This window comes from Kitasatospora sp. NPDC098663 (assembly GCF_044760075.1).
Classification (GTDB): domain Bacteria; phylum Actinomycetota; class Actinomycetes; order Streptomycetales; family Streptomycetaceae; genus Kitasatospora.
Map to the genome: position 1 here is coordinate 377,907 of NZ_JBIWAP010000001.1, position 26,179 is coordinate 404,085.

Annotated in this window: 20 protein-coding genes; 5 read left to right on the forward strand and 15 right to left on the reverse strand. The window is 72.8% G+C overall.

Translation table 11 applies throughout. The features are described 5' to 3' along the window. Nucleotides 1-285: 285 nt before the first annotated feature. From obgE to ACIQVZ_RS01755, 5 genes are all read right to left on the reverse strand, one after another. Nucleotides 286-1,764, reverse strand: coding sequence for a GTPase ObgE (obgE, locus tag ACIQVZ_RS01735; RefSeq protein WP_402446283.1), 1,479 nt, complete (start codon nucleotides 1,762-1,764; stop codon nucleotides 286-288). 100 nt (nucleotides 1,765-1,864) lie between these two features. Continuing rightward, nucleotides 1,865-2,122 (reverse strand): 50S ribosomal protein L27, encoded by a 258-nt coding sequence (gene rpmA / locus ACIQVZ_RS01740; protein ID WP_344342406.1) that lies wholly within the window; start codon nucleotides 2,120-2,122, stop codon nucleotides 1,865-1,867. 14 nt (nucleotides 2,123-2,136) lie between these two features. Next, nucleotides 2,137-2,454 carry a 50S ribosomal protein L21 gene (rplU, locus tag ACIQVZ_RS01745; protein WP_350878251.1) on the reverse strand — a complete coding sequence of 106 codons (318 nt, stop codon included), beginning with the start codon at nucleotides 2,452-2,454 and terminating at the stop codon, nucleotides 2,137-2,139. Nucleotides 2,455-2,687: 233 nt separating this feature from the next. Continuing rightward, complete coding sequence (locus ACIQVZ_RS01750) at nucleotides 2,688-6,296, reverse strand: ribonuclease E/G (protein ID WP_402446287.1); 3,609 nt, start codon at nucleotides 6,294-6,296, stop codon at nucleotides 2,688-2,690. Between the two features lie 432 nt (nucleotides 6,297-6,728). Next, nucleotides 6,729-7,490, reverse strand: coding sequence for a TIGR03936 family radical SAM-associated protein (locus ACIQVZ_RS01755; protein WP_350878253.1), 762 nt, complete (start codon nucleotides 7,488-7,490; stop codon nucleotides 6,729-6,731). A gap of 410 nt (nucleotides 7,491-7,900) precedes the next feature. On the opposite strand from ACIQVZ_RS01755, the gene ACIQVZ_RS01760 reads away from it, so the two are divergent. After that, complete coding sequence (locus ACIQVZ_RS01760; protein ID WP_350878255.1) at nucleotides 7,901-8,275, forward strand: peptidoglycan-binding domain-containing protein; 375 nt, start codon at nucleotides 7,901-7,903, stop codon at nucleotides 8,273-8,275. Nucleotides 8,276-8,406: 131 nt separating this feature from the next. Here the strand turns inward: ACIQVZ_RS01760 and ACIQVZ_RS01765 are convergent, their stop codons facing one another. Further along, complete coding sequence (locus tag ACIQVZ_RS01765; protein ID WP_350878256.1) at nucleotides 8,407-10,350, reverse strand: TIGR03960 family B12-binding radical SAM protein; 1,944 nt, start codon at nucleotides 10,348-10,350, stop codon at nucleotides 8,407-8,409. Nucleotides 10,351-10,818: 468 nt separating this feature from the next. Here ACIQVZ_RS01765 and ACIQVZ_RS01770 point away from each other — a divergent pair, with 468 nt between their 5' ends. After that, nucleotides 10,819-12,111 (forward strand): M14 family zinc carboxypeptidase, encoded by a 1,293-nt coding sequence (locus ACIQVZ_RS01770; RefSeq protein WP_402446292.1) that lies wholly within the window; start codon nucleotides 10,819-10,821, stop codon nucleotides 12,109-12,111. Nucleotides 12,112-12,242: 131 nt separating this feature from the next. Here the strand turns inward: ACIQVZ_RS01770 and rodA are convergent, their stop codons facing one another. From rodA to ACIQVZ_RS01810, 8 genes are all read right to left on the reverse strand, one after another. Then, on the reverse strand, nucleotides 12,243-13,442 hold the full coding sequence (rodA, locus tag ACIQVZ_RS01775; RefSeq protein ID WP_063347559.1) for a rod shape-determining protein RodA: 1,200 nt from the start codon (nucleotides 13,440-13,442) through the stop codon (nucleotides 12,243-12,245). Continuing rightward, entirely contained in the window at nucleotides 13,439-15,739 is a 2,301-nt protein-coding gene (gene mrdA, locus ACIQVZ_RS01780) for a penicillin-binding protein 2 (protein ID WP_402446294.1), read from the reverse strand. Before mrdA ends, rodA begins: the two co-directional genes overlap by 4 nt. A 51-nt stretch (nucleotides 15,740-15,790) precedes the next feature. Further along, a complete protein-coding gene (mreD, locus tag ACIQVZ_RS01785; protein WP_350878259.1) occupies nucleotides 15,791-16,432 on the reverse strand; it encodes a rod shape-determining protein MreD in 642 nt (213 codons plus the stop codon). A 3-nt stretch (nucleotides 16,433-16,435) separates the two neighbouring features. Continuing rightward, entirely contained in the window at nucleotides 16,436-17,368 is a 933-nt protein-coding gene (mreC, locus tag ACIQVZ_RS01790) for a rod shape-determining protein MreC (protein ID WP_350878260.1), read from the reverse strand. A gap of 95 nt (nucleotides 17,369-17,463) precedes the next feature. Then, a complete protein-coding gene (locus ACIQVZ_RS01795) occupies nucleotides 17,464-18,489 on the reverse strand; it encodes a rod shape-determining protein (RefSeq protein WP_350878284.1) in 1,026 nt (341 codons plus the stop codon). Between the two features lie 318 nt (nucleotides 18,490-18,807). Beyond that, a complete protein-coding gene (gene ndk, locus ACIQVZ_RS01800) occupies nucleotides 18,808-19,221 on the reverse strand; it encodes a nucleoside-diphosphate kinase (protein ID WP_063347562.1) in 414 nt (137 codons plus the stop codon). 110 nt (nucleotides 19,222-19,331) lie between these two features. Continuing rightward, nucleotides 19,332-19,682: a DUF4233 domain-containing protein gene (locus tag ACIQVZ_RS01805; protein ID WP_063347563.1), complete on the reverse strand. Its 351-nt coding sequence runs from the start codon at nucleotides 19,680-19,682 to the stop codon at nucleotides 19,332-19,334. A gap of 1 nt (nucleotide 19,683) precedes the next feature. Next, a complete protein-coding gene (locus ACIQVZ_RS01810) occupies nucleotides 19,684-21,075 on the reverse strand; it encodes a folylpolyglutamate synthase/dihydrofolate synthase family protein (protein WP_350878261.1) in 1,392 nt (463 codons plus the stop codon). A gap of 174 nt (nucleotides 21,076-21,249) precedes the next feature. On the opposite strand from ACIQVZ_RS01810, the gene ACIQVZ_RS01815 reads away from it, so the two are divergent. The 3 genes from ACIQVZ_RS01815 to ACIQVZ_RS01825 all read left to right on the forward strand — a co-directional run bounded on the left by ACIQVZ_RS01815 (nucleotide 21,250) and on the right by ACIQVZ_RS01825 (nucleotide 25,630). Next, nucleotides 21,250-22,683, forward strand: a complete 1,434-nt coding sequence (locus ACIQVZ_RS01815; RefSeq protein ID WP_402446301.1) for a glycosyltransferase family 2 protein — start codon at nucleotides 21,250-21,252, stop codon at nucleotides 22,681-22,683. A 79-nt stretch (nucleotides 22,684-22,762) separates the two neighbouring features. After that, the gene (gene wecB / locus ACIQVZ_RS01820; protein WP_402446302.1) at nucleotides 22,763-23,926 is read left to right on the forward strand and encodes a non-hydrolyzing UDP-N-acetylglucosamine 2-epimerase; all 1,164 of its coding nucleotides are present in this window, start codon (nucleotides 22,763-22,765) and stop codon (nucleotides 23,924-23,926) included. A 171-nt stretch (nucleotides 23,927-24,097) separates the two neighbouring features. Continuing rightward, nucleotides 24,098-25,630, forward strand: a complete 1,533-nt coding sequence (locus ACIQVZ_RS01825; RefSeq protein WP_402446305.1) for a chitinase — start codon at nucleotides 24,098-24,100, stop codon at nucleotides 25,628-25,630. A 22-nt stretch (nucleotides 25,631-25,652) separates the two neighbouring features. On the opposite strand, the gene ACIQVZ_RS01830 is transcribed toward ACIQVZ_RS01825, so the two are convergent. Beyond that, nucleotides 25,653-26,174, reverse strand: a complete 522-nt coding sequence (locus tag ACIQVZ_RS01830; RefSeq protein ID WP_350878266.1) for a hypothetical protein — start codon at nucleotides 26,172-26,174, stop codon at nucleotides 25,653-25,655. Nucleotides 26,175-26,179 lie beyond the last annotated feature (5 nt).

Here is a 26,179-nt window from a genome sequence, read left to right on the forward strand (position 1 = left end):
GCCGTCACCCCCGAAATCTACGCGATCCGCGCAGGTCGCCCGCAGGGAGTTTCACCGGCTGGACCGGCCCCGGCCTCGGCGAAGCCACGGCCGGAGTCACGGCCGGAGCGCCGGTCCGGACGGCCGGCGGTCCTGGGCCGGTACGGTCCCCGACCGCGGACCCGGCAGACATGACGACCCGTCAGTTCCGAACGGGGGGCCGGACACGCGAACGGCCCCCACCGCCCCGGAGGGTGGTGGGGGCCGTTCGCCCGGGTCGGCCGGGACGCGTCCCGGCCGACCCGGTCACTCCTCGTCGTCGCCCTCGTCGATGGCGGCCGGGCGGGTGCTGGAGAGCGCCTCGAAGGCGAGGAACTCGGCCTCGGCCGCGTCCTTGCCCTTCTGCTTCTCGCGGCGGCGGTCGACCGCCGGGCGCGGGCTCTCCAGGCGGTGGTCCTCACCGCGGCGGCCGAGCATCTCGGCGCCGGCGGCCATGGTCGGCTCCCAGTCGAAGACGACGGCGTTCTCGTCCGGGCCGATGATGACGGTGTCGCCCTCGTGCGCCCCGACCTTCCACAGCTTGTCCTCGACGCCGAGGCGGGCCAGCCGGTCGGCGAGGTAGCCGACGGCCTCGTCGTTGGAGAAGTCGGTCTGGCGGACCCAGCGCTCCGGCTTGGTGCCGCGGATGCGGTAGGCGCCGTCCTCCTCGGTGATGGTGAAGCCCTCGTCGTCAACGGCCTTGGGCCGCAGCACGATCCGGGTCGACTCCTCGACCGGCTTGGCGGCGCGCGCCTCGGCGACGATCTGCGCCAGCGCGAAGTTCAGCTCGCGCAGGCCCTTGCGGGAGGCGGCGGAGACCTCGAACACCCGGTAGCCGCGCTCCTCCAGGGACTCCCGGGTGAGGTCGGCGATGTCCTGGCCGTCCGGCACGTCCACCTTGTTGAGCGCGACCAGGCGCGGGCGCTCCTCCAGACCGCCGTACTCGGCCAGCTCGGCCTCGATGGTCTCCAGGTCGGTCAGCGGGTCGCGGCCGGGCTCCAGGGTGGCGCAGTCCAGCACGTGCACCAGCACCGAGCAGCGCTCGACGTGCCGCAGGAACTCCAGGCCCAGGCCGCGGCCCTGGCTGGCGCCGGGGATCAGGCCGGGCACGTCGGCGATGGTGTAGACGGTGTCGCCGGCGGTGACCACGCCGAGGTTGGGGATCAGGGTGGTGAACGGGTAGTCCGCGATCTTCGGCTTGGCCGCCGAGAGCACCGAGATCAGCGAGGACTTGCCGGCGCTCGGGTAGCCGACCAGGGCCACGTCGGCGACGGACTTGAGCTCCATCACGATGTCGCGGGCCTCGCCGGGCTCGCCGAGCAGCGCGAAGCCGGGCGCCTTGCGGCGGGCCGAGGACAGCGCGGCGTTGCCGAGGCCGCCACGGCCGCCCTGGGCGGCGACGAAGCTGGTGCCGTGCCCGACCAGGTCGGCCAGCACCTCGCCGTTGCGGTCCAGCACCACGGTGCCGTCCGGCACCAGCAGGACGAGGTCGCCGCCGTCCGCGCCGGTGCGGTGGCCGCCCGCGCCGGGCTTGCCGTTGGTGGCCTTGCGCTTGGGCGAGTGGTGGTACTCGAGCAGGGTGGTGATCTGCGCGTCGACGGTGAGGATGACGCTGCCGCCCTCGCCGCCGTTGCCGCCGTCGGGGCCGCCGAGCGGCTTGAACTTCTCCCGGTGCACGGAGGCGCAGCCGTGGCCCCCGTTACCCGCGGCGACGTGAAGTTCGACGCGGTCCACGAAGGTGGTCATGGTGTGCCTCCAGTGTGCGAAAGTCTGCTGCTACCTGCGTAAAGCATGAAGGGTGGACCGGAACATTCCGGCCCACCCTTCACTGTGAGTCTGGTGTGACTCAGGCCTCGACGGCCACGACGTTGACGACCTTGCGGCCGCGGCGGGTGCCGAACTGCACGGCACCGGCGGTCAGCGCGAACAGGGTGTCGTCGCCACCGCGACCGACGCCCGCACCCGGGTGGAAGTGGGTGCCGCGCTGGCGCACGAGGATCTCGCCGGCGGAGACGACCTGGCCGCCGAAGCGCTTCACGCCGAGGCGCTGGGCGTTCGAGTCACGGCCGTTACGGGTAGAGCTTGCGCCCTTCTTGTGTGCCATATCTCGCTATCCCCTTACTTGCTGACCGAGTCGATGCTGGTGATGCGCACCGCGGTGTGCTTCTGACGGTGACCCTGGCGACGGCGGTAGCCGGTCTTGTTCTTGTAGCGCAGGATGACGATCTTGTCGCCCTTGGTCTGGTCGACGACCTCGGCGTGGGTCTTCACACCGGCCAGGACCCACGGGTCGGACGTGACGGCTTCGCCGTCGACGATCAGGATGGTCGAGAGCTCGACCGAGTCACCCGGCTTGGCCTCGATACGGTCGATCTCCAGCACGTCGCCGACGGCGACCTTGTGCTGGCGGCCGCCTGCGCGAACGATCGCGTACATGCGGTACCTGCTTTCCTTACTCGGTCGGAACTCCCGACGCCAGCCGCCTGGGTACGGACACAGGGGCCTCTCCCCGCCCGCTGCCGCGCGAACGCGGCGCTTCGGGAAGGTGATGTGCTCGGGAGCGTGTGGCGTAGACACGCCGAGGGTCAAGAATACGGACCGGCCGCCCGGGGGGCAAACCGGCCCGTACGGCCCGGGGCGGGAAGGGTCCCGCCCCGGGCGCGTGGGCACTACTCGGCCGCCGTATCACCTTCGGCGGCCGCCGCCTTCTTGGCCGCCGCGCTCGTCCGCTTGGTCGCGGTCTTGCGGGCGGTGGTCTTCTTGGCCGCCGTGGTCGTCTTCTTGGCGGCGGTCTTCTTCGCGGCGGTCTTGCGGGCGGCCCGCTTCTTGGGCGCCGGGGCCTCATCCGCGGGCGGCTCCTCGGCCTCGGCCTCGGCGGCCGGTGCCTCCTGCGCCGGAGCCTCGACGACGGCCTCCACGGCTTCCACGGTCTCGACGGCCGGGGCCTCCTCCGCGGGCGCCTCGACGACGGCCTCCACGGTCTCGACGGCCTCGGGCGTCACCACGGCCGGGGCGGCCGGGTTGGCGGCCTCCAGGGCCGCCTCCAGCGCCGCGTCGGCCCGCGCCTGGAGCACCACGATCTCGGCCTCGCCCGGCGCCCCGGCCGGAGCCGTCGCCTTGCGGACCGCGCGGCGGCGGGTGCGGCCGGCCGGAGCCGCCGGAGCGGCGGGGATCTCGACCAGGTCCGGCTGGGCGGCCGGGGCCTCCTCGACGGCCTCCGCCTCGACGCCCGGGACCTCCAGGGCCAGCTGGCCCTCGATCTCCTCGCGCACCGGCTCGCCCTCGACGGCCACCTCGGCCACGGCGGCCTCGACGGCCTGCGGCTCCTCGGCGGCCGCCCCGCCCTTGCCCCGGCGACGGCGCTTGCTGCTGCCCGCGGCCGCCTCGGCCGACACGGCCGGGGTGTGGACGTGGGCGCTCGGCTGCTCCATGTGAACGATCACGCCGCGGCCGTTGCAGTGCACGCACGGCTCGGAGAAGGACTCCAGCAGGCCCTGGCCGACCCGCTTGCGGGTCATCTGGACCAGGCCCAGCGAGGTGACCTCGGCCACCTGGTGCTTGGTCCGGTCCCGGCCCAGGCACTCCAGCAGGCGGCGCAGCACCAGGTCCCGGTTGGACTCCAGCACCATGTCGATGAAGTCGATCACGATGATGCCGCCGAGGTCGCGCAGCCGCAGCTGGCGCACGATCTCCTCGGCCGCCTCGATGTTGTTGCGGGTGACCGTCTCCTCCAGGTTGCCGCCCTGGCCGACGAACTTCCCGGTGTTGACGTCGACGACGACCATCGCCTCGGTGCGGTCGATCACCAGCGAACCGCCGCTGGGCAGCCAGACCTTGCGGTCCAGCGCCTTCATCAGCTGCTCGTCGATCCGGTAGGTGGCGAACACGTCCACCTCGGAGGTCCACCGCTGGAGCCGCTCGGCGAGGTCCGGGGCCACGTTGGAGACGTAGTCGTGGATGGTGCGCCACGCCTCGTCGCCGGAGACGATGACCTTGGTGAAGTCCTCGTTGAAGATGTCGCGGACGACCCGGACGGTCATGTCCGGCTCGCCGTACAGCAGCGCGGGGGCGTTGCCGGTCGCGGCCTTCTTCTGGATGTCCTCCCACTGCTGCTGCAGCCGCTGGACGTCGTGGGTCAGCTCCTCCTCGGAGGCGCCCTCGGCGGCGGTGCGCACGATGACGCCCGCGTCGTCCGGGACGATCTTCTTGAGGATCTGCTTCAGCCGGGCGCGCTCGTTCTCGGGGAGCTTGCGCGAGATGCCGGTCATCGAGCCCTCGGGCACGTAGACCAGGTAGCGGCCGGGCAGCGAGATCTGGCTGGTCAGGCGGGCGCCCTTGTGGCCGATCGGGTCCTTGGAGACCTGCACCAGCACGGACTGGCCGGACTTCAGCACCGACTCGATCCGGCGCGGGCCGCCGTGGCCCAGCGCACCGAAGTTGACCTCGCCGGCGTACAGCACGGCGTTGCGGCCCTTGCCGATGTCGACGAAGGCGGCCTCCATCGACGGCAGCACGTTCTGGACCTTGCCCAGGTAGACGTTGCCGACGTACGAGGTGGCCTGCTCCTTGTTGACGTAGTGCTCGACCAGCACGCCGTCCTCAAGGACGCCGATCTGGGTCCGCTGGCCGTTCTGGCGCACCACCATGACGCGCTCGACCGACTCGCGGCGGGCCAGGAACTCGGCCTCGGTGATGATCGGCACCCGGCGGCGGCCCAACTCGCGGCCCTCGCGGCGGCGCTGCTTCTTCGCCTCCAGACGGGTCGAGCCCTTGATCGACTGCACCTCGTCCGGGTCGAAGGACGGCTCGGTGGAACGGCGGCGCGGCTCGCGCACCTTCACCACCGTGCGGACCCCGTCCTCGGTGGTCTCGGCGGTCTCGACGGCACCGGCCTCACCGCTGCGGCGGCGACGACGGCGACGACGGCGGGACGAGGACAGGCCGGCGGCCAGGTCGTCGTCGTCCTCGACGTCCTCCTCGGCGTCCGCGGCCGGCTCCTCGACGACGGACTGCCCGGTCTCGACGGCCTCGGCCTCGAACTCCTCGGCCTCGCCACGGCGACGACGACGGCCGCCCCGACGGCGACGGCGCGACGGACGGTCGTCCTCCCACTCGCCCTCGGTCTCCGGACCGGTGACGGGGGCCTCGACGACGGGCGCCTCGACCGGCACCTCGACGGCCCGCTCGACCGGCTTCGCCTTCTCGGCGGCCTTCGCCCGCTCGATGACCTTGGCCTTCTCGGCCTTCTCGGCCTTCTCGGCGGCCTTCCGCTCGGCGGCCTTCGAACGGCTCGGCGGCTGCACCCGCACCGAGGTGCGCACCCGGCGACGGCGGCCGACGCCGCTGTACTCGAACTCGTCCTCCTCGCGCTGCGCGGCGGCCGGGGCCTCCACCGGCGCCGGAGCGGCGGCGGGCTGCTGCGGCGCCTGCGGCTGCGCGGCGGGGGCCGGGGCGGCGGCGGGCTCCTGGAACACCGGAGCCTGGAAGATCGCGGTGGACGGGCGGACCGCACGGCGGCGCACCCGGTGGGTCGGCTCGGCGGCCGGCGCGGGCTGGACGGCCGCGGGCTGGACGGCCGCGGGCTCCTCGACCGGCTCCTCCTCGACGGGCTCCTCCGCCGCGGCGGGCTCCTCGACGGGGGTCTCGACGACCGGCGCGGCCTCGACCACGCGGCGGCGACGGGGCCGGCGGGCCGGAGCGGCGGGGGCCTCCTCGGCGGCGGGCTCGACGGCGGCGGGGGCCTCGGCCACCGGGGCGGCGGCGGGCTCCTCGGCCGGGGTCTCGGCGGCGGCCGGCGCCCCGGCGGGCGACTCGGCGCGCTTGCGGGTGCGGCGGGCCCGGGCGGGCTTCTCGGCCACCGGCTCGGCGGCCGGCTCGGCGGCCTTCTCGACCGGCTTGGCGGTCGCCTTCGCGCTCGCCTTCGCGGTCGTCTTCTCGACGGCGGGCGCCTCGGCGGCGGCCGGCTCGGTGGCCACGACCGGGGTCGTCTCCGGCGTCCCGGCCGGAGCCTCGGCGCGCTTGCGGGTCCGGCGGGCCCGGGCGGGCTTCTCGGCCACCGGCTCGGCGGCCGGTGCGGCCTGCGCCTCGGCGGCGGGCGCCTCGGCCGGAACGACCGTCTCGGCCGTCTCGGCGGCCGCGCCCTGCGGGGTGCCCGCCGGGCGGGACACCGCACGGCGACGGCGGCGCGGCGGCGCCGCGGAGGTGCCCTCGCCGCCGGTCGCGGCGGTCTCGTTCTGTTCCGTCGCCGCGTTCTGCTGCGGATCGGTGTTATCGAGCATGCGGGTGGATCTCCCGTCAGGCCCCCGGGCTCCACATCCGGGCACGGCACGGCACCCGTGGCCGGCCGGCATCTCGACGATGCTCGGGCCGGACCCTTTCACGGTGCCGCCGCGCGGACGCGAGGCCGCACAGGGGCTCGTAGTCTCGCTCGGCGCCCCGCCGCTCGGCGGGGTGTCGAAAGTCTTCTGGTCTGACCAGTCTTCTGAGGTTTTCCCAAGCTGCGCCGTTCCCCAACCCCGGGTGGCTCCCGGACGGGGTTCCCGGGCCCACCGACCTTCCTGGTCGGCGGGCCTCAGGTGGACGGCCTGTGCTGCGACGACGCTCGCTCCCCTGGGGAGCCGCGGGAACCTGGAGGACCGTCGGGCCCAGTGAGGCACTGGACCCGGCCTCCGCCCGTCAGGCGGACGCGGCCCCGCGAACCCCGGCGGCTGTCAGCCGGCCGGAGCCGCGGCGCGGTCGAGCGCCAGCGGGTCGGTCACCGTGCCGGACTCCTCGTCGAGCGGCCCCTGCGCCAGCCTGGTCACCTCTGCGGGGACCGGCGGCGCCAGGTCGGCCGTCACACGGAGACCGGACAATACGTCGTCGGGTCGTACGGCGGGTGTGGCGTGTCGTACTACCAGGCGCAGTATCGCACAGGGACGACCGGTCCGAACATCGCGGTCCGCTTCGGCCGCCGTGTCCGCACCGTCGACGACCTGCGGCGCGACGATCTCGAGCGCCGCCACCGGACCGCGCGCGTCGAAGACCCGCACGCCGTTCTTGGTCACTCGTTCGACCTCGGCCCGCTCCGCGGCGAGGAACACCGCGACCGCGCGGGCGGCCTCCTGCGGCTCGACGCCGTCCAGCCGGACCAGCCACTCGGAGGCCTCGAGGCGCTCCACGAAGTTCGGCGTCCGGACCTCGACCGCGTCGATCACGTCCAGTCCGGTCGGCAGCGACTCGTCCAGCTGTGCCCGCAGTTCCTCCGGGTCACGGAGGGCGGCCAAGCCGATCTCCAGGTACTCCGCCTCGCTCGCCACCCCGGTCGGGGCCGCGTTGGCGTAGGACACCTTCGGGTGCGGGGTGAAGCCTGCCGAATAGGCCATCGGCACGGCGGACCGGCGCAGGGCGCGCTCGAAAGCGCGCTGGAAGTCACGGTGGCTGGTGAAGCGGAGCCGGCCGCGTTTGGTGTAGCGGAGACGGATCCGCTGCACCGTCGGAGCGGGCGGAGGACCGTCGGGCGTACGGCGTGCCAGGGTCGCTCAGTCCTTAGTCAGTTGTCCCCGTCCGGCGCGACGGCTGCCGCCGCTGTCCGGACTCTGTCACCTCAAAGGGTACGCGCCCCGCCACCCCCCTCGTCCCGCCCCTGGTCAGCCGCACCCCGACGCCCCCCACCCGCGCCCCTGTGACCGAGACGGCCGGGCCCACAACCCCCCGACACTCCGCGGCGAGTACGTCCCCGCAGGTGGCGGGCCGTCCTGAGGCCGCCGTCCAGCGGCGGGAAATTCCCAGAACATCCCTGAAGCCGTTCCCCCGTGTTGGGACGCCCGCCCGCCAGGCAGGATTCGAGCCGTCCGAGTGCGGCCCACCCGGACCCACCGACCGCACACCGGGGGTGTGCGGCATGAGGAAGGGAACCTCCATGCGCAAGATCCTCGCCGGCCTCGCCGTGACCGGCCTCCTGTTCGCGGGCGGCGTCGCCACGGCGGGCAGCGCGTCCGCGGCGCAGGCCGGCAGCTACTGCGGGACCACCTACACGACGTGGGAGCCGCTGCTGCGCGGCGGCGAGAACAACGACGCCGTCAAGGCCCTGCAGTGCGAGCTCAACTCCTCGCTGAACACCACCCCCCTGAACGTCGACGGCGCGTTCGGACAGGACACCCTGAGCAGGGTGCTGCGGTTCCAGGCCTGTACCGGCCTCTCCCAGGACGGTCAGGTCGGCGCGCAGACCTGGGCCAAGCTGGACTCCGTCAGCACCTCGACCAACTGGGCCTGCTGATCCCGCACCCGGCCGTCGCCCGCCCGGCGAACGCGTGGAGCCCTCCCCGATCCCCGGGGAGGGCTCCATCCGTCACTTCGGACACGTCACGCGGCCCGGACCCACCCGATCCGCGCCGCCCGCGCCGTCAACTAGCCCTGCGGGGCAGCCCCGTTGACCACGGCCAGCGGAAGCAGCTTCTTCCCGGTGGGACCGATCTGGATCTTGAGGTCCATCTGCGGGCACACACCGCAGTCGAAGCACGGGGTCCAACGGCAGTCGTCGACCTCGACCTCCTCCAGGGCGTCCTGCCAGTCCTCCCAGAGCCAGTCCTTGTCGAGGCCGCTGTCCAGGTGGTCCCAGGGCAGCACCTCCTCGTAGGTGCGCTCGCGGGTGGTGTACCAGTCGACGTCGACGCCGGTGCCGGCCAGGCCCTTCTCGGCGGAGGCCATCCAGCGGTCGTAGGAGAAGTGCTCGCGCCAGCCGTCGAAGCGGCCGCCGTCCTCGTAGACGGCGCGGATGACGGCACCGATGCGGCGGTCGCCGCGGGACAGCAGGCCCTCGACGATGCCGGGCTTGCCGTCGTGGTAGCGGTAGCCGATGTTCTTGCCGTACTTGCGGTCGCCGCGGATCGAGTCGCGCAGCTTGGCCAGCCGGGCGTCGGTGGCCTCGGCGGACAGCTGCGGGGCCCACTGGAACGGGGTGTGCGGCTTGGGCACGAACCCGCCGATGGAGACGGTGCAGCGGATGTCGTTCTGGCCGGTGACCTCGCGGCCCTTCTGGATGACGTTCTTCGCCATCGCGCCGATCTGGAGCACGTCCTCGTCGGTCTCGGTGGGCAGGCCGCACATGAAGTACAGCTTCACCTGGCGCCAGCCGTTGCCGTAGGCGGTGGCGACGGTGCGGATCAGGTCCTCCTCCGACACCATCTTGTTGATCACCTTGCGCATGCGCTCACTGCCGCCCTCGGGGGCGAAGGTGAGGCCCGAGCGGCGGCCGTTGCGCGACAGCTCGTTGGCGAGGTCGATGTTGAAGGCGTCGACGCGGGTGGACGGCAGCGACAGGCCGATCTTGTCGTCGCTGTAGCGGTCGGCCAGGCCCTTGGCGATGTCCCCGATCTCGGTGTGGTCGGCGCTGGACAGCGACAGCAGGCCCACCTCCTCGAACCCGGTCGCCTTCAGCCCGCGCTCCACCATCTCGCCGATGCCGGTGATGCTTCGCTCCCGCACGGGGCGCGTGATCATGCCGGCCTGGCAGAAGCGGCAGCCGCGGGTGCAGCCGCGGAAGATCTCCACGGACATCCGCTCGTGCACGGTCTCCGCGAGCGGGACGAGCGGCTGCTTCGGGTAGGGCCACTCGTCGAGGTCCATCACGGTGTGCTTGGACACCCGCCACGGCACGCCCGGGGCGTTCGGCACGACGCGGCCGATCCGGCCGTCGGCCAGGTACTCCACGTCGTAGAACTTCGGCACGTACACCCCGCCGGTGCGGGCGAGGCGCAGCAGCAGCTCGTCGCGGCCGCCCGGGCGGCCCTCGGCCTTCCAGCCGCGGACGAGCTCGGTGATGTCGAGCACGGCCTGCTCGCCGTCGCCGACCACCGCGCAGTCGATGAAGTCCGCGATCGGCTCGGGGTTGAACGCGGCGTGGCCGCCGGCCAGGACGATCGGGTCCTCGTCGGTGCGGTCCTTGGCCTCCAGCGGGATGCCGGCCAGGTCGAGCGCGGTCAGCATGTTGGTGTAACCGAGCTCGGTGGAGAACGACAGGCCGAACACGTCGAAGGCCTTCACCGGGCGGTGCGCGTCCACGGTGAACTGCGGGACGTCGTGCTCGCGCATCAGCGCTTCGAGGTCCGGCCAGACGCTGTAGGTGCGCTCGGCGAGCACGCCCTCGCGCTCGTTGAGCACCTCGTAGAGGATCATGACGCCCTGGTTGGGCAGGCCGACCTCGTAGGCGTCGGGGTACATCAGCGCCCAGCGGACGTCGCAGGCGTCCCAGTCCTTGACGGTCGAGTTGAGCTCGCCGCCGACGTACTGGATCGGCTTCTGGACGTGCGGGAGAAGGGCCTCCAGGCGTGGGAAGACCGATTCGACAGTCATGTACTAGGAACCCTTACGACGTGATTCGGGTGCCGCGCGCATCGGCAGGCGACGGCGGGGAGGGGTGACCCTCAAGGGTAGCCCAATCCGGGGAAAGGCCCGCTGGCTCACCCCCGGGCTCACCGGCGCCCGGCCCGGGCACCCGCCCGCGCTCCGGCGCGGCCGCCCCGCCCCGGCCCGCCCCGGCACGCGCAGTGCGCGCCCGCCGCCCGGCGCCGTCCGCCGTTGACATGCCCGGACCACCCGTGCGGTACTGACAGGGCCCCGCCAGAGACCTCTGCACCCCTTCCGGACACGGGAGTTGGGCCGTACGCTCAACCCTCGCCGATTCCTCCCCGGCGACCCGTCCCCGGCGTGCAGGGCCCCGCCCCCGGCCCCACCGGCCGCGTCCCTCGGCGCCCCCGCGCGCCCCGGCGGCCCGACAAGCCAGGCGGCCGCGCGGCCACGCGGCCACGCCCTAGGAGAGCCATGACCGACACCGACCGGCGGGTCCGCCCGCCCCGACCCCTCGGCAGCCGGGCCGCCCGCTACCCCGCGCCGGCCCAGGCCGAGGCCGCGGCCCGGCGCCTCGCGCTGCGCCACCCGGAGCGGTGCCGGCTGCGCGAGGTGGGCCGCTCGCGGGCCGGGCGCCCGCTGCTGCTGCTGTCCGTCGACCGGGGCCCGCGCACGGTGCTGGTCGTCGGCGGCCCGCACCCCAACGAGCCGATCGGCACGGCCGGCGCCCTGCGGCTGGCCGAGGTGCTGCTGGCGCGCCCCACCCGGCCCGGCCTGTCCTGGCACCTGCTGCTCTGCCTGGACCCGGACGGCGCCGCGCTCAACGCGGGCTGGCTGGACGGGCCGCTCACCGCGCGCCGGCACTACGAGCACTTCTTCCGCCCCTCGTTCGAGGAGCAGCCCGAACTGCTGCCGGCCGCCGACGCGGGCCGGCCCCCGATGCCGGAGAGCCTGGCGCTGACCGGCCTGATCGACGAACTGCGCCCGTTCCTGCAGTGCTCGATGCACGGGGTGGACTTCGGCGGCGCCTTCATCCAGCTGACCGCCCCGGTGCCCGGGCTGCCCCAGCTCTTCGCCGCCTCGGTGCGCCGGGCCGGCATCCCGCTGGACGTCGACCCCTTCGACGCGGTCGGCTGGGCCAGCCCCTTCCCCGGCACCTATCTGATGCCCCCGGCGGACGGCGCGGGCCGGTCACGGGCGCTGCCGGACGAGCCGGAGCTGTCCACCTGGTCGTACGCCGGCCGGCACGGCGGGGTGACGGCCGTGCTGGAGGTGCCGATGTGGGCCGTGGACGCGGTCGGCGACGGCCGTCCGCACCCGGCGGCGGACCGGGCGGTCGGCGCCGCGGCCCGGGCGCTGCGCGAGCGCGCCGAGGAGCTCTCCGGGCTGCTGGCCCACGTGCCCGCGCACACCCGGGCGGCGCACGGGGAACTGGTGCGCGCGGCCGGGTTCACGCTGGAGTTCTGCCCGTCGGTGGCGCAGGAGTGGCTGGCCCGCTGGTGCGCCGAGCCGCTCACGGTGTCCCGGGTGACCACCGCCGAGATCGTCGCGGCCCGGATCCCGCTGCGGGTGGCGTCGACGGTGCTGCGGCTGCTGGCGGACACCGGCGGTCCGACCGTGGAGGCGGCCCGGGGCCGGGCCCGCGACATCGTCACCGAGAGCCTGGGCCGGCTGCACCACCGCTTCGGCGCCCGCTGGGTGCCGGTCCAGGAGCAGCTGGCCCACCAGGTCCGCGCGGCGCTCACCGCCGCCGACCGCCTGCTCTGACCGGGACCGCAGCCCGCCACAACCGGGCGACAACTACCCACCCACAGAGCCAGGTTGAGAAACGCCAAGGGCCGACCCGAGAAATTCCCGGGCCGGCCCTCGACCGACGAACGCGCGGACGGACAGTCGACTCAGGCCGCTATCGGCCGCTGACTGCGGACCGCCTGGAGCAGCCCGATCGCGATCCAGACCGCGAACATCGACGACCCCCCGTAGGAGACGAACGGCAACGGGATGCCCGCCACCGGCATGATGCCCAGGCACATCCCGATGTTCTCGAAGGCCTGGAAGGAGAACCAGGCGATGATCCCCGCGGCCACGATCGTCCCGTACAGGTCGGTCGCCTGCCGGGCGATCCGGCAGGCCCGCCACAGCACCACGCCGACCAGCAGGATGATCGCCAGCGCCCCGACGAATCCCAGTTCCTCACCGGCCACCGTGAACACGAAGTCGGTCTGCTGCTCCGGCACGAACTGCCCGGTGGTCTGCGTCCCGTGGAACAGCCCCTTGCCGGTCAGCCCGCCCGAGCCGATCGCGATCCGGGCCTGCGCGGTGTTGTAGCCGACGCCGGAGGGGTCCAGCTGCGGGTTGGCGAAGGCCGCGAAGCGGTCGATCTGGTACTTGCTCAGCACCCCGAGCTTCCAGATCGCCACGCACCCGCCGGTGCCCGCCACCAGCAGCCCGAGCACCCAGCGGTTGGCCGCCCCCGAGCCGAGCAGGATGCCCAGCACGATCGCGGCCATCACCATCACCGAGCCGGCGTCCGGCATCAGCAGTACGACGCACATCGGCAGGAAGGCCCAGACCAGGCCGCGGAACACCGCCCGGTGCGAGGGGTACTCCCGCTCCCCCGCGTCCACCTGGTCGGACAGCACGACCGCCATCGCCAGCACGATCCCCAGCTTCGCGAACTCGGCGGGCTGGATGGAGAAGCCGCCGCCCAGTTGGATCCAGGAGTGCGCGCCGTTGATGGTCGAGCCCAGCGGGCTGAGCGTGGCGAGCAGCATCAGGATCACGCCGATGTACAGGAACGGCACGAGGGTGCGGAAGCGCCGACTCCCTATCCCTATCACCACCGAGCACAGCACCAGCCCGACGACCAGGTTGGTCAGGTGCCGGTACAGGAAGTACTGCGGGTCGCCGTGGGTGAGCGAGTCCCGGCCGCGGGTGGCCGACCAGACCAGCAGAGAGCTGCCGAGGGACAGGGCGAGCGCGGCGAGCAGCAGTATCCAGTCCAGCCGCCACAGCGGCGAGTCCTTGGCCAGGGCCTTGGAGACCCCGCTGCGCTGCGGGCTCAGCCGCAGTTGCCGATAGGAGCCGTAGGAGGTCATGCCCGCCCCCTTCCCGGGCCGCGGTTCGGTTCGAGTGCGGCGTCGGCCGCGGTGCCCGGGGCGGGCCGGTCGTTCGGCTGCGCCGGGTCCAGGAAGGCCGAGGCCGGGGCGGGCTCGCCCTGCGTTTGTTCCAGGAAGGCCGGCGCCGGGCCGACGGTGTTGCTGGTGTCGGCAGTGTTCGCGGTGTAGGCCGCCTGCTTGACGATCGCGGTGCCGTCCGGGTTGAACTTCGGCAGTTCGGCCTGCGGCGCGGGCAGCAGCGCCTTGCCGTTGTCGATGTTGCCCTTGTCGTCGACGCCGTACAGCGCCTGGTAGATCCGGCGGACGGCGTCGCCGGAGCCGCCGGAGCCGGTGCCGCCCTGGCTTATCGTCATGACGACCGCGTAGTCCTTGCTGTACGTGGTCAGCCAGGAGGTGGTCTGCTTGCCCTCGACCTCGGCGGTGCCGGTCTTGGCGTGCAGCTCGATCTTGTTCTGCGGCCAGCCGGCGCCGGAGAACTTCCAGGCCGCGGTACCGCCGGTGATGACGCCCGCGGTGGCCTGGTCGATGTAGCTCAGCAGCTTCTGGGAGCCGGGGAACTTGCCGTCCTCGTGCGGGGCGATCTCGCGGACGAGGTCCCCGCTCGGGCTTATCACCGCCTTGGCGATGGTCGGCCGGTAGAAGGTGCCGCCGTTGGCCAGCGCCGAGTAGATCCGGGCCATCTGGACCGGGGTGACGAGCGTGTCGCCCTGGCCGATCGCGAAGTTGACGGCGTCACCGGCGCGCATCTGGTAGCCGTCGACGCAGTTCTCCTTGGCGATCTGGTCGGAGAAGCTGGTGCCGCCCTTCTGCGCCTGCGCGCACCAGGCGTCCTTGTTGTTGTCGTAGAAGGACTGCTTCCACTGCCGGTCCGGCACCCGGCCGGTGACCTCGCTGGGCAGGTCGATGCCGGTCTTGGCGCCGAGGCCGAACTGGTGGGCGGTCTTGAAGAACCAGTCGCCCGGCTCCTTCTTCGGCTTGATGCCGCCGTCCTTCATCCACTGGTCGTACGCCAGGCCGTAGAAGACGGTGTCGCAGGAGACCTCCAGCGCCTTCTCCAGGGAGATGGAGCCGAAGTTCTCGCTCTCGAAGTTCTTGAACTCGCGGCCGCCGATGGTCATGCTCTTCGGGCACGCGTACGTCCCGTCCAGCGAGTAGCCGGCCTCCACGGCGGCGGTGGTGGAGACGACCTTGAAGGTCGAGCCGGGGGCGGACTGACCCTGTATGGCCCGGTTCAGCAGCGGGAAGTTGGAGTCCTTGCTGGTCAGCGACTGGTAGTCCTTGCCGGTGATGCCGCCCACCCAGAGGTTGGGGTCGTAGGTCGGCGCGCTGGCCATCGCGACGATCCGACCGGTGTGGACGTCCATCACCACGGCGGCGCCGGAGTCGGCCTCGTAGTTGCGGTTGGTGACCTTGTCGAAGGTCTTCCGGGCGTCGGCCATGGCCTGCGCCAGGTTGTCCTCGACCACCTTCTGCACCCGGGCGTCGATGCTGGTGACCAGGTTGTTGCCGGTCTGCGGGGCGGCGGCGCCGGCGGTGCCGATCACCCGGCCGAGGTTGTCCACCTCCAGCTGGGTGATGCCGGCGGTGCCGCGCAGGTCGCGGTCGTACACCGACTCCAGGCCGGCCCGGCCGATCTGGTCGGCCGGCAGGTAGCGGTCCAGGCCGGACTTGGAGGCGGTCTTGCTGACCTCCTCGTCGGTGACCGGCGAGAGGTAGCCGAGCACCTGCGCCATGTTGGCGCCCTCGGCGCCGGTGTAGCGGCGCACGGCGGTGGGCTGCGCGGTGACCCCGGGGAAGTCCTCGCGGCGTTCCATTATCTGCATCGCCTGCTGGGTGGTCGCCTCCTTGGTGACCGGGATCGGCTGGTAGGGCGATCCGTTCCAGCAGGGCTGCGGGGTCTTGGCGTCGCAGAGCCTGGTCTTCTCCTGCACGTCCTTGGCGGGCATCCCCAGCACCTCGGCCAGCCGGCCGAGCACCGCCTTGCCGCCGTCCTTCTGCTGCAGCAGCGAGGTGCGGCTGACCGAGACCACCAGCCGGGCCTCGTTGCCGGCCAGGATCCGCCCGGAGGCGTCCAGGATCTCGCCGCGGACGGCCGGTTCGACCACCTCGCGGATGTGGTTGCCGGTCGCCTTGGCGGTGTAGACGCTGGCGTTGCGGATCTGCAGGTACCACAGCCGCCCGCCGAGGGTGGCGAGCAGCGACAGGACCAGGATCTGCAGCACCACCAGACGGATCGTCACCCGCCGGGTACGGCCGGTCTCGGGGATGTTGCTCACGTCTCGTGCGCTCCAGGATGCGGGAAGTCGGGAGGTCGGGGGCCGGGCCGGTTACGGGCGCCGGGCGAAGCCGGGAATGCGCCGCTTCTTGTAGGACGGGCCGGCCGAGGCGTCGCGCGTGGTGCGGTAGCGGGCCAGCGTGCCCAGGCCGGAGCCGCCCTCGTCGTCGTCGGTGGCCGCGGTCACCGGGTCGCGCCCGAAGCGGCGGCCGACCAGCATCACCAGCGGCACCACGAACGGCGCCAGCAGCACGTCGTACAGCAGGGCGCTGACCACCAGGCCGCCGAGGCCGACGTGCCGGGCCGCGGTGTCGCCGACCAGGGCGCCGACCATCGCGTACAGCAGGGTGGAGGCGACCGCGGCGGCGGCCACCACCACCAGCGCGCCGAACACCGACCGCTGGCGGCCGTGGTCCGGGCGCAGCAGCCCGGCGGCGTAGCCCATCAGGCAGAGCACCAGCGCGTAGCGGCCGATCGCGTGGTCGGAGGGCGGCGCGAGGTCGGCGAGCAGGCCGGCCGAGAAGCCGACGACGCAGCCGCCGGACGGCCCGTACACCAGGGCCAGGCCGACCACGACGAGCAGCAGTATGTCCGGGGTGGCCCCCGGGAGCTGGAGCCGGCCGAAGACGCTGACCTGGAGGATCAGGCCGAGCAGGATCAGGCCGGCGGAGACGGGGATGCGGGCGAGGCGCATGGCTCAGTTCCCCCCAGTGGGCTTGGCGGGCGGGGCGGCGGGCGCGGTCGGGGCCTGGGCCGCCTGTCCCTGGGCGGGGGCCGGCGGCAGGACGGCGTCGCGCGGGTCGGCGCGCGGCGGCACGACCACCACGCCGACCAGGTCCAGCCGGGTGAACTGGACGAAGGGCTCGACCAGGATGGTCTTGGTCAGCTGGCCCGGGGTGGCCTCGACCTCGACGACCTTGCCGACCGGCACACCGGGCACGAACGGGCGGCCGCTCTGCGAGCCGAAGGTGACCAGCCGGTCGCCGGCCTTGACCTGGGCCTTGCCGTTGAGCAGCGAGACCTTCATCGGGCTGGTGCCGCCGCCGGAGGCGAAGCCGATCTCGCCGCTGGCCTCCAGCCGGGTGCCGGCCGAGAAGCCGGGGTCGGAGGCGAGCAGCACGGTGGCGGTGGTCGGGGCGACGGTGGTGATCCGGCCGACCAGGCCCTGACCGTTGATCACCGTCATGTCGCGGGTGAGGCCGTCGTCGCTGCCGGCGTCGATGGTGATGGTCCAGGAGAAGCCCTGGGCCGGGCCGATCGCGATGACCTGGGCGGCCTTGACGGTGTAGCCGCCGGCGCCGGCGGTGCGCAGCAGGTCGTCGAGCTGCTTGGTGCGCCCGGTGGCCATGTCGGAGGAGGCGAGCCTCTGGCGTAGTTCGGTGTTCTCGCGGGCGAGCTCGTCGGTGCGGCCGTTGTTGGACGCGGCGTCGCGGAAGGCCCGGACGGTGTCGGCGACCGGGTCGACGACGGTGGCGGCTCCGCGCTCGACCGGGCCGAGGACGCTGGCGGCGGCGTGTCGGGCACCGCCGAGGGGGGAGCTCTCACCGCCCTTGATGTCCACGGTGACGAGCGCGAAGGCGACGGCCACCAGCAGGATGAGCAGCAGCCGGCTCTCTCGTGTGTCCCTCACGGTGCTGGTACTGCCCCTTCGTACCTGGTCGGCCGCCCGGGCTGTGGGGCCCGGGCGGCAGCCCGTTCAGTTGAGTGTCGGATGTCTCGGTGGTGCTAACGGCGCGGGGAGGAGTCCAGTACCTGCTGGAGCGCCTCGAACTCCTCGACGCACTTGCCGGAGCCGAGCGCGACCGAGTCGAGCGGGTTCTCGGCGATGTGGATCGGCATGCCGGTCTCGCGGCGCAGCCGCTCGTCGAGGCCGCGCAGCAGGGCGCCGCCGCCGGTGAGCACGATGCCGCGGTCCATCACGTCGCCGGCCAGCTCGGGCGGGCACTGGTCGAGGGTGGTCTTCACGGCGTCGATGATCGAGTTGACCGGCTCGTCGATGGCCTCGCGGACCTCGGCGGCGGAGATGACCACGGTCTTGGGCAGGCCGCTGACCAGGTCGCGGCCGCGGATCTCGGCGTGCTCGTCCTTCTCGCCCTCCAGGCCGAAGGCGCTGCCGATGCTCATCTTGATCTGCTCGGCGCTGCGCTCGCCGAGGAGCAGCGAGTACTCCTTCTTGATGTGCTGGACGATCGCGTTGTCCAGCTCGTCGCCGGCGACCCGGATGGACTGGGCGGTGACGATGCCGCCGAGGGAGATGACCGCGACCTCGGTGGTGCCGCCGCCGATGTCGACGACCATGTTCCCGGTGGCCTCGTGGACGGGCAGCCCGGCGCCGATGGCGGCGGCCATCGGCTCCTCGATGATGTGCACCTGGCGGGCGCCGGCCTGCGAGGAGGCCTCGATCACGGCGCGGCGCTCGACTCCGGTGATGCCGGAGGGCACGCAGACCACGACCCGGGGGCGGGCGAGGTAGCGGCGGCGGTGGATCTTGAGGATGAAGTAGCGGAGCATCCGCTCGGTGATCTCGAAGTCGGCGATCACGCCGTCCTTGAGCGGGCGGATGGCGACGATGTTGCCCGGCGTCCGGCCGATCATCTTCTTCGCCTCGGCACCGACCGCCAGGATGCCGCCGGTGTTGGTGTTCACCGCGACGACGGACGGCTCGTTGAGGACGATCCCCTTGCCCCTGACGTACACCAGCGTGTTGGCAGTTCCAAGGTCGATCGCCAAGTCGCGGCCGATGAACGACAGGTTGCTCGCCATGGGGTGTGGTTGCCTTCCCGGGCTCGGAGTTCATGGGGGTTGGACGAGAGCGCGCCCACGCTCGGGCGGAGCCAGCTGAGCTGCCTTACCGGGCCCTTGAGTCGCGTCCATCGTAGTCACGCGGCGCGGTACGGACGTCGATGCGGGGCATACCGTCCATTGTCCGGAGCGTGTTCGCTTCTCCGGGCATTGGGACGCCGTGTCGGCGGCTCTGGTTGCTTATTTCACGATAAAAGTGCCCCGGCCGGGCCAATGGTCCCGACCGGGGCAGTGCCAAGGTCCCTCGGGCGTGTCGCCCGGCTGGACTCAGGCGTGCGCCGGGAAGAAGATCTTGATCTCGCGCTCGGCCGACTCCGGGGAGTCCGAGGCGTGGATCAGGTTCTCGCGGGTGATCGTCGCGTAGTCGCCGCGGATGGTACCGGCCCCGGCCTCCAGCGGGTTGGTCGCACCGGCCAGCATCCGGATGCCGCGCACGACCTCCTCGCCCTCGACGATCAGCGCGATCGACGGGCCGGAGGTCATGAACTCCAGCAGCGGCTCGTAGAACGGGCGGCCGACGTGCTCCGCGTAGTGCTGCTCCAGCGTCGCCCGGTCGAAGGTGCGCAGCTCGACGGCGGTGAGCCGCCAGCCGGCCTTGCGCTCGATGCGGCTGATGATCTCGCCGGCCAGGCCACGCTGGACGGCGTCGGGCTTGAGCAGGACGAGAGTGCGCTGGGACACGGTGCGTCTCCTGGGGATTCGGTACGGCAAGGCAGTCGGGCCGACGGGCGGGAGCCGACACGGCAGAGATTACCTTGCGTGTGCGGCGTGTCGGCCCGCCGGTCCGGGCCCTAGACCGGTACGGCGGCCGCCTCGGCGGCGGCCCGGGCGGCCTTGAACTCGTCCACCTTGCGGCCGTAGTGCACCGAGCACCACCACAGGCCGGCGAAGACCACACCGAGGCCGAACATGGTCGGCAGGATGAAGCCGCTGGCGATCAGGCCGATCTGCAGCGCCCAGCCGACGGCCACCGCACCGGGGCGGTTGATCATGCCGCAGAGCGCGATGCACAGCGCCATGACGATCCCGGTGACGATCCAGATCGTGGCCGTGGAGACGCTGGACAGCTGCATCGCGACCAGCGCGGCGAACATGGCCAGGAGCGCCTCGCCGATCAGGGTCGAGGAGCAGAGGGTCCTCATGTCACTTCCTCCCGAGCAGCAGGCGGGCCTCGCCCACCGTGATGACCGAACCGGTGACCAGCACCCCGGCGCCGCCGAGGTCGCCCTCCTCCTCGGCGAGGGTGACGGCGGCCGCGATGGCGTCGTCGAGCCGGGGCTCGACCTGGACGCGGTCCTCGCCGAAGATGTCGACGGCCAGCGCCGCCAACTCGTCGACGTCCATCGCGCGGTGGGTGGAGTTCTGGGTGATGACGACCTCGGCGAGGATCGGCTCGAAGGCCTCCAGCACGCCGGCCACGTCCTTGTCCCCGGAGGTGCCGATCACGCCGACGAGCCGGGTGAAGCCGAAGGACTCGCCCAGGGCGGCGACGGTGGCGCGGGCGCCGTGCGGGTTGTGCGCGGCGTCCAGGATGATCGTGGGGCTGCGGCGCACGACCTCCAGCCGGCCGGGCGAGGAGACGCCGGAGAAGGCCTGGCGGACCTTGTCCACGTCGAGCTGCCCGCCGCGGGCGCCGCCGACGCCGAAGAAGGCCTCGACCGCGGCCAGCGCCAGCACCGCGTTGTGCGCCTGGTGCTCGCCGTGCAGCGGGATGAAGACGTCCTCGTACTCCTCGCCGCCGAGCCCGCGCAGCGTCACCAGCTGGCCGCCGACGCCGAGCTCACGGCGGATCACGCCGAACTCCATGCCCTCGCGGGCCACCGTGGCGTCGACCTCGACGGCGCGCCGCAGGATGTTCTGGGCGGCGTCCAGCTGCTGCTGGGCGACGACGGCGACGGCTCCGGACTTGATGATCCCGGACTTCTCGACCGCGATCTCACCGGTGGTCTCGCCGAGCTTGTCGGTGTGGTCCAGCCCGATCGGGGTGATCACGGCGACGGCGGCGTCGATGACGTTGGTGGCGTCCCAGGAGCCGCCCATGCCGACCTCGACCACGGCGACGTCCACGGGGGCGTCGGCGAAGGCGGCGTAGGCCATGCCGGTCAGCACCTCGAAGAAGGACATCGGCACCGGCTGCGCCGCGTCGACCATCCGCACGTACGGCTCGATGTCGCGGTAGACCTCGACGAAGCGCTCGGGGGTGATCGGGGCGCCGTCCAGGGTGATCCGCTCGGTGACGCTCTCCACGTGCGGGCTGGTGTAGCGGCCCGTGCGCAGTTCGAAGGTGTTGAGCAGCTGCTCGATCATCCGGGCGGTGGAGGTCTTGCCGTTGGTCCCGGTGATGTGGATGGAGGGGAAGGACCGCTGGGGCTGGCCCAGGATGTCCATCAGCGCCTCGATCCGGTCGAGCGAGGGCTCCAGCTTGTTCTCCGGCCAGCGCTTGGAGAGCTCCACCTCGACATCGCGCAGGGTGTCGTCGGTGTCGCCGTCGGCGGGGCGGAGGGTGTACGGATTCGGGTCGGCCTTGTCGCTCACGACCACAGTCTACGGAGGGTTCGCGGGCCGTCCTCACGGGGTGAGAACGACCACTTTGGTCGGGGTTTCCAATTTGCCCCCTTTACTATCTCTTTGGCGAGTTTGAACCGCAACGGAGCATCGATTCGCACCCCCTGGAGCCGCACCGCCTTTGATCACGAGGAGCACCACGCCATGCCCGACGCTCTGCACGACTGGATCGTGCTCCGCCAGGACGCCGTCGTCTGGTTCGCCGGACTGGTCTCACTGGCGCTCGTCGGCTACATGGCCTTCGTCTTCGGACGCTTCCTCCTGTACTGGGCCGGCTCCCGGCACGCCTTCCGGCACAACCGGCCCGCCGAGCCCGGCGACCCGGCCGCCTTCCAGTGGCACCTGGTGATCCCCTGCCGCGACGAGGAGGCCGTGGTCACCCAGACCCTGGCCGGCCTGCGCGAGAACGCACCCGAAGCCCACCTGTGGGTGATCGACGACGACAGCGAGGACGCCACCCGCGACCTCGTCCTCGCCGCCGCGGCCCACGACGACCGCGTCCACCTCGTCCAGCGCCGCCGCCCGCACGCCCGGATCGGCAAGGGCGCCGCCCTCAACGCCGCCTACCGCGAGATCACCGCCTGGCTGCCCGAGGACACCGACCGCTCCCGCGTGGTGATCGGCGTCGTCGACGCCGACGGACGGCTCGACCCCGGCACCCTCCCCCAGGTCTGCAACGCCAAGGCACTCGGCCGGCCCGACACCGGCGCCGTCCAGATCGGCGTGCGGATGCGCAACGCCGACGACGAACTCCCGCTGCCCGGCCGCGGCCGCGGCGCCAACGCGTTCGCCCGCGCGCTGGTCCGGATGCAGGACATCGAGTTCCAGGCCAACAACGCCGGCATGCAGCTGCTGCGCCGCCGCACCGGCAGCGTCGGCCTCGGCGGGAACGGCCAGTTCGTCCGCCTCACCGCCCTCGACTCGCTCACCGCCGAGGAGGGCCGGGCCGGCCGCCCCTGGCCCGAGCGCGCCCTGCTGGAGGACTACGAGTCCGGCCTCGACCTGCGCCTGGCCGGCTGGCGGCTCACCCACGTCACCGAGACCCAGGTCTCCCAGGAGGGCCTGATCTCGCTGCGCCGCTTCCTCACCCAGCGCACCCGCTGGGCCCAGGGCAACATGCAGTGCCTGCGCTACACCGGCCGGGTGCTGCGCTCCCCCTTCTACACCTGGTCCGGCAAGGCCGAGGTGCTGTACACCTTCCTCCAGCCCGTCGTCTGCGTCCTGCTGGTCCTGCTGTTCCCGCTCTCGCTCGGGATCACCGCGGCCGGACTGGTGCTCTTCCCCGCCGAAACCGCCGACTTCCACATCAGGTTCGGCCCGTGGATGCTGCTCGCCTTCGCGGTCGCCACCCTGCCGATGATGCTCTGGGGCTTCGCCTACCGCCGGCTCGTCCACCCCGACCGCGGCCGGCTCACCGGACTGCTCTGGGGCGTCCTGATCTGGCTCTACGCCTACCACCTCTTCGTGGTCGCCACCCGGGCCGCCGCCCGCATGCTGCTCGGCCGCAACGGCTGGGCCAAGACCCGGCGCAACGCCGAGAAGGTCGCCCTCGGCGCCCCCACCGCCCTCGAGTCCTGAGTCCCGGTCCTCAGCCCCGGTCCTGAGCCCCCCGCCCGCGCCCTGAGCAGCCCCACCCCCTCGGAGCCTCCCCGTGAGCATGTGCCTTCCCCCCGCCAGCGTCGCCGTCGTCCTCGGCACCCGCCCCGAACTCGTCAAGCTCGCCCCGCTGATCCACGAACTCGGCGACGCCACCCGCCTGGTGCACACCGGGCAGCACTGGGACGAGGCGATGTCCGGCCGCTTCCTGCGCGACCTCGACCTGCCCCGCCCCGAGCTGCTCACCGGCGTCGGCGGGCGCCCCCGGGCCGGCCAGATCGCCCAGTCCCTGGGCCAGCTGGACGCCGCCTTCGCCGAGGACCGCCCCGCCGCCGTGGTCGTCCAGGGCGACACCAACGCCACCCTCGCCGGGGCACTGGCCGCCAACGCCCGGGAGATCCCGCTGGTACACGTCGAGGCCGGGCTGCGCAGCTTCGACCGGGCGATGCCCGAGGAGCACAACCGGGTGATGGTCGACCACGTCTCCGACCTGCTCTGCGCCGCCACCGGGGACAACGTCGCCAACCTGCGGGCCGAGGCCCTCGCCGAGGAGCGGATCGCGCTCACCGGCAACACCGTCGTCGAGGTGGTCCGCCGCCAGCTGCCGGCCGCGGCCGACCGCGCCGCGCTGCTCGCCGCGCACGGGCTGCGCCCGGACGGCTACGTGCTGGCCACCGTGCACCGCCCGGAGAACACCGACACCGCCGAGGCACTGGGCGCCGTACTGGCCGAACTGGACCGGATCGCCCGGGCGGGCACCCCGGTGCTGTTCCCGATGCACCCGCGCACCCGGGCCGCCGTCGAGCGCTTCGCACTGGACGCCCTGCTGGAGCGTCTGGCCGTCACCGGGCCGGTCGGGTACGCCGACTTCCTGGGTCTGGCGAGCCACGCCGCGCTGCTGGTCTCCGACTCCGGCGGCGTGCAGGAGGAGTGCACCGTGCTCGGCCGCCCGCTGCTGGTGGTGCGCCGCTCCACCGAACGTCCGGAGGCGGTGGCGGCGGGCTTCGCCGCGCTGGTGGGCCCCGACGAGGACCTGGGCGAGCTGGCCCGGGCCTGGCTGGCCGACGCCCCCGAGCGGCTCGCCCGGCTCGCGGCCACCCCGAGCCCGTACGGCGACGGCCTGGCCTCGGCGCGGATCGCCGCGCTCACCGCCGCGGTCGCCGAACCGGCCGAACCGGCCGATCCCGGAACGGCCGGCTCCAGCGCGCGGCCGTCGGCCGCCTAGCGCCCTCTTGACAGCCGGATTGGTCTACTCCACCTTGTGAGTCAAGTCTCCTTCCCCAACAGGGACTTGAGTTGTCGGTAGCTCCCGCACGCGCACCATCGACACCCCGGACGGCGCTCCACCCCCACCACCCAGGCGCGCCGCCGGGCCTCCCCCACAGGAGATGGAGTCATGCCACCTGCCCGACACCGGCGCCCGCGCGCCGTCCACACCCTGCTCGCCGGGGCCTGCGCCGTCGCCCTCGGCCTGAGCGGACTCGCCCTCGCCACCGGCACCGGCGCCCAGGCCGCCGACCCCGACCTGATCACCAACGGTGGCTTCGAGACCGGCACCCTGTCCGGCTGGTCCTGCGGCAACGGCGCCGTCCAGAGCACGACCGTGCACTCCGGCCGCTACGCCCTGACGTCCACCCCGGGCTCGGGCGACACCGGCGAGTGCACCCAGACCGTCGCCGTGCAGCCCTCCTCGACGTACACGCTGAGCTCCTGGGTCCAGGGCTCGTACGTCTACCTGGGCGCCCGCGGCACCGGCGGCACCGACCCCGGCACCTGGACGAACTCCGCCGGCTGGGCCCAGCTGAGCACCGGCTTCACCACCGGCCCGGGCACCACCAGCGTCACCGTCTACCTGCACGGCTGGTACGGGCAGCCCGCCTTCCTCGCCGACGACGTCTCGCTGATCGGCCCGGGCGGCCCGCAGCCCTCCCAGAGCCCGACCGCCACCACGTCCCCGAGCCCCACCGGCAGCCCCTCCCCCACGGGCACCGGCACCGCAAGCCCGACCGCCACCTCGACCGGCAAGCCTCCCGGCCTGCCCAAGCACATCCTGACCGGCTACTGGCAGAACTTCGACAACGGCGCCACCGTCCAGCGGATCAGCGACGTCCCGGCCGCCTACGACATCATCGCGGTCTCCTTCGCCGACGCCACCACCACGCCGGGCGGGCTGGGCTTCACCCTGGACCCCGCCCTCTCCTCCCGCCTCGGCGGCTACACCGACGCCCAGTTCAAGGCCGACATCGCGGCCAAGCGGGCGGCCGGCAAGAAGGTGGTGCTCTCGGTCGGCGGGCAGAACGGCACGGTGTCGGTGAGCGACCCGACCTCGGCGGCCAACTTCGCGAGCACCGCGTGGGCGCTGATGCAGGGCTACGGCTTCGACGGGATCGACATCGACCTGGAGAACGGCGTCAACTCCGTCTACCTGGGCCAGGCGCTGCACTCGCTGGCCGCGAAGAGCGGCAACGGGTTCGTCCTCACCATGGCGCCACAGACCATCGACATGCAGTCGACCGGCATGGAGTACTTCAAGCTGGCGCTGAACGTGAAGGACATCCTCACCATCGTCAACATGCAGTACTACAACTCCGGCGCCATGAACGGCTGCGACGGCAACGTCTACTCGCAGGGCACCGAGGACTTCCTCACCGGGCTGGCCTGCATCCAGCTCAAGGGCGGGCTGCGACCCGACCAGGTGGGGCTCGGCGTGCCGGCCTCCACCAGCGCGGCGGGCGGCGGGTACGTCAGCCCGAGCGTGGTCGACAACGCGCTGGACTGCCTGGCCGCCGGCACCAACTGCGGCGGCTACAAGCCCGACACCACCTGGCCGGGCATCGGCGGGGCGATGACCTGGTCGACCAACTGGGACGCCAAGGCGGGCAACCCGGTCGCGGGCACCATCGGCGCGCACCTGCACGCCATGCCGTGACGCCCCCTGCCCGGACCGGGGTTCAGACCCCGGCCCGGGCCTCCGGGACGTGTGCCGCGGGCCCGCCGTGCCGGCGGCGCAACTCGGCGGTGATCTCGGCCAGTTCGCCCTCGGGCAGCAGCGGCAGCATCATCGCGACGCCCTGGAGCAGACCGCCGAGCAGGAAGGTGGTGTCGGCGGTCGAGGCGACCAGGCCGCGCACCTCGGCCACCTCACCGGCGGCCACCGCCTCGATCAGCCGGGCGGCGTCCGCGCTCTCCTCGTCCACCGCGACCGCGCCGTTGTCGGCCGGGGCGCGCCGGGCCATCGCCCGCAGCACCCGGTCTCCGACCTCGGGCGCGTACGCCTTGCGGACGGCCTCCGCGGCGATCCAGGCGAGCAGGGTGGTCACCTCGCGCTCGGCGCGCTCGGCGAGGAGCAGGTCCAGCTCGTGGTCGAACGCGAGCTGGTTGCCGTGGCGGAACGCCAGCAGCAGGGTCGCCGCCCTGGCCTTGGCCTCCTCCACCGCCTCGGCAGGCAGTTCGTCGGCCAATTCCTCGGTCACCACCA

Bases quoted from the DNA above. Each gene is read 5' to 3' on its own strand.
- rpmA (WP_344342406.1), bottom strand. From the start codon at position 2,122: ATGGCACACAAGAAGGGCGCAAGCTCTACCCGTAACGGCCGTGACTCG.
- ACIQVZ_RS01825 (WP_402446305.1), top strand. From the start codon at position 24,098: ATGCCACCTGCCCGACACCGGCGCCCGCGCGCCGTCCACACCCTGCTC.
- rplU (WP_350878251.1), bottom strand. From the start codon at position 2,454: ATGTACGCGATCGTTCGCGCAGGCGGCCGCCAGCACAAGGTCGCCGTC.
- ACIQVZ_RS01750 (WP_402446287.1), bottom strand. From the start codon at position 6,296: ATGCTCGATAACACCGATCCGCAGCAGAACGCGGCGACGGAACAGAAC.
- ACIQVZ_RS01765 (WP_350878256.1), bottom strand. From the start codon at position 10,350: ATGACTGTCGAATCGGTCTTCCCACGCCTGGAGGCCCTTCTCCCGCAC.
- mreD (WP_350878259.1), bottom strand. From the start codon at position 16,432: ATGCGCCTCGCCCGCATCCCCGTCTCCGCCGGCCTGATCCTGCTCGGC.
- rodA (WP_063347559.1), bottom strand. From the start codon at position 13,442: ATGACCTCCTACGGCTCCTATCGGCAACTGCGGCTGAGCCCGCAGCGC.
- ACIQVZ_RS01760 (WP_350878255.1), top strand. From the start codon at position 7,901: ATGAGGAAGGGAACCTCCATGCGCAAGATCCTCGCCGGCCTCGCCGTG.
- wecB (WP_402446302.1), top strand. From the start codon at position 22,763: ATGTGCCTTCCCCCCGCCAGCGTCGCCGTCGTCCTCGGCACCCGCCCC.
- obgE (WP_402446283.1), bottom strand. From the start codon at position 1,764: ATGACCACCTTCGTGGACCGCGTCGAACTTCACGTCGCCGCGGGTAAC.
- ACIQVZ_RS01805 (WP_063347563.1), bottom strand. From the start codon at position 19,682: ATGAGGACCCTCTGCTCCTCGACCCTGATCGGCGAGGCGCTCCTGGCC.
- ACIQVZ_RS01770 (WP_402446292.1), top strand. From the start codon at position 10,819: ATGACCGACACCGACCGGCGGGTCCGCCCGCCCCGACCCCTCGGCAGC.
- ACIQVZ_RS01815 (WP_402446301.1), top strand. From the start codon at position 21,250: ATGCCCGACGCTCTGCACGACTGGATCGTGCTCCGCCAGGACGCCGTC.